Origin of the sequence: Klebsiella sp. JB_Kp042, from assembly GCF_040065275.1 — a bacterium.
Lineage (GTDB): Bacteria > Pseudomonadota > Gammaproteobacteria > Enterobacterales > Enterobacteriaceae > Klebsiella > Klebsiella quasipneumoniae.
The window spans coordinates 1-2,631 of the sequence record NZ_JBEAJL010000064.1 but is presented as its reverse complement, the minus strand read 5'-3'; the positions used below and the strand labels follow the sequence as shown (position 1 = coordinate 2,631).

Below are 2,631 nucleotides of genomic sequence, written 5' to 3'. Positions count from 1 at the left end.
CACAACCCGCTACGGGGGAGACTTACCCGAAATCTGATTTATTCAACAAAGCCGTTCCATGGCAGCAGTTCGGCCACTTTGTTGATGGGCCACTCCGGCAATACGCTCAGGATATGGCGAAGGTAACCCTCTGGATCGATACCGTTCAGCCTGCACGTTCCGATCAGACCATACAGCAGGGCACCACGTTCACCACCATGATCACTGCCGAAGAAGATGTAGTTTTTCTTGCCCAGACAGACCGCTCGTAGCGCGCGCTCAGCAGCGTTATTATCCGGCTCTGCCAGACCATCATCGCAGTAGTAACACAGGGCATCCCACTGGTTCAGTGCATAAGCGAACGCCTCGCCTAACCGGGATTTTTTCGACAGAGTGGCACTTTTCTCCACCAACCAGTCATGCAGGGATATCAGCAACGGTTAACTTCGGGACCGTCTGGCGGCCAGCCGCTGAGATGCCGGAAGGCCGCGTATTTCCTCTTCTATCGCGTATAACTCACTGATGCGCTTCAGAGCCTCCTCTGCTGTGGCCGTCCGGGTGCTGATATAGACGTCATGGATTTTGCGCCGCGCATGAGCCCAGCATGCCGCTTCTGTCAACGGGCCACCTTCACGCTCTGCGCTGAACAACCTGTCGTACCCTGCGAAGGCATCTGCCTGCAGCACGCCATGATAGTGCCGAAGATGTTGCTGAGGGTGTTTCCCCTGTCGGTCCGGTGAGAAGGCGAACCATGCCGCTGGCGGATCTGATGAACCCGCGCTTCTGTTATCACGGACATATGTCCAGATACGCCCGGTTTTCGTCTTCTTTCTGCCCGGCGCCAGCACGGGCACCGGAGTGTCATCCGTATGCAGTTTGCGGCAGTCCATCACGTAGTGGTAGAGGGCTTCATCCAGCGGGGCCATTAACCGGCAGCACGCATCCACCCAGTTGGAGAGCAGCGCACGACTCAGATCCACACCCTGACGGGCAAAGATTTCGCACTGGCGATACAGCGGCAGGTGTTCACAGTATTTGGCCGTTAACACGCGGGCCAGCAGACCCGGCCCGGCGATGCCCCGGTCGATAGGACGTGAGGGCGCTGGCGCTTCAACGACGCAGTCGCATCGGGTACAGGCCTTTTTCACTCTGACCGTGCGGATCACTTTCAGGGCGCTGGAGACCAGCTCCAGTTGCTCCGCGCTGACTTCGCTGAGATAGGCCATATCACTACCGCAACCAGGACAGCTGGTTTCAGCTGGCTCCAGTCTGTTTATTTCGCGGGGAAGATGTTCCGGTAACGGGCGACGATGACGGGACTGGCGCAACTGACGCGGAACCTGCTGATCATTGTCCCGGCCGTTGTAACGATCGCTTTGCTGCTCCTGCTGTTTCAGCAGGGCTTCGGCTTCTTCGACCTGCCGGCGTAGCTTTTCTGAACGGGTACCGAACAGCATTCGGCGCAGTTTTTCTATCTGAGCCCGCAGATGTTCTATTTCACGCTCTTCGTTCTCTATTTTCTCTTCTGCGCGGGCCAGCGCCGAACGCAGGAACGACTCAGTCTCAGCAACGAGACTGAGCTGGCTGTCTTTCTGGCGAAGCGCGTCTTCCAGCGCAGCGATACGGGCGAGATAGTCCTGACTCATGACCCCATTTATAATGCGGTCATGCGCTTTTTACAACATCGTCAGTGAGTTAAGGCGTGCAGTTTTAGGTTGCCGCCAGTCCAGCTTATCGAGGAGCATGGCGAGTTGTGAGCGGGTGATGGCGATTTTGCCGTCGCGTACAGCAGGCCAGACGAACTGTCCCTCTTCCAGACGTTTGGTAAACAGACACAGACCGTCAGCATCAGCCCAGAGGATCCTCACGGTGTCACCTTTACGACCACGGAAGATAAACAGGTGGCCGGAGAACGGATTGTCATCAAGAACATGCTGGACCAGTTCGCCCAGACCATTGAAGGACTTACGCATATCGGTGACCCCGGCAACCAGCCAGATACGAGTGCCTGACGGTAAGGGTATCATCGGCTCCTCCCGCTCAGCTCGCGGATCAGCGTTTTCAGAAGTGCAGGTGATAAATCCCCGGACAGACGCAGGCTGGCACCGCCGACAGTCACCTCGCATGTCATGGCCTCGCGGCAGGCTGGAGCGGCGGGTTCATAGTGCGGCTCAGCATGGTGTGACAGGACCATATCAGGCAGGACAACGGGGATAACAGAGTCTTGCTCTCTGATTGACCGTTGTATTTCATCGGGCAGAAGATGTCTGTAACGCTGGCGCCAGGTAAACAGCAGATTGTCATTAATTCCATTATCCCGCGCCAACCGGGCAACACAGGCTCCAGGCTGATATGACTTTTCGACGAGAGCCAGCTTAAAGTCCATTGAGTAGGACGCCCGCGCCCTGCGGGGCTGAAGAGTGTTTGACATTGATAGAGTCCATTAACGTTAATAAGAGGACTCTATCATCGTCAATCGTTAGTAATCGCAACAGGCGGCAGTGGCTTGACGCTTACGGTTACTTCTGCCAGCCGCTGCACTATACCACCAGGACGCGAATAACAGTAACTGCACGTGAGGTGCTAACATCCTTCTCGCGGCTTTGTTGAATAAATCGAACTTTTGCTGAGTTGAAGGATCAGATCACGCAT

The 2,631-nt window shown here is 56.0% G+C and carries 1 protein-coding gene and 1 pseudogene; both read right to left on the bottom strand.

What is annotated here, in order from left to right; all coding sequences use genetic code 11:
* Positions 1-38 precede the first annotated feature (38 nt).
* Positions 39-1,625: pseudogene (locus ABLV54_RS13090) on the bottom strand (IS66 family transposase).
* Positions 1,626-1,655: 30 nt separating this feature from the next.
* On the bottom strand, positions 1,656-2,006 hold the full coding sequence (gene tnpB / locus ABLV54_RS13085) for an IS66 family insertion sequence element accessory protein TnpB (protein WP_021567584.1): 351 nt from the start codon (positions 2,004-2,006) through the stop codon (positions 1,656-1,658).
* Between the last annotated feature and the right edge of the window lie 625 nt (positions 2,007-2,631).

Bases quoted from the DNA above. Each gene is read 5' to 3' on its own strand.
- tnpB (WP_021567584.1), bottom strand. From the start codon at position 2,006: ATGATACCCTTACCGTCAGGCACTCGTATCTGGCTGGTTGCCGGGGTC.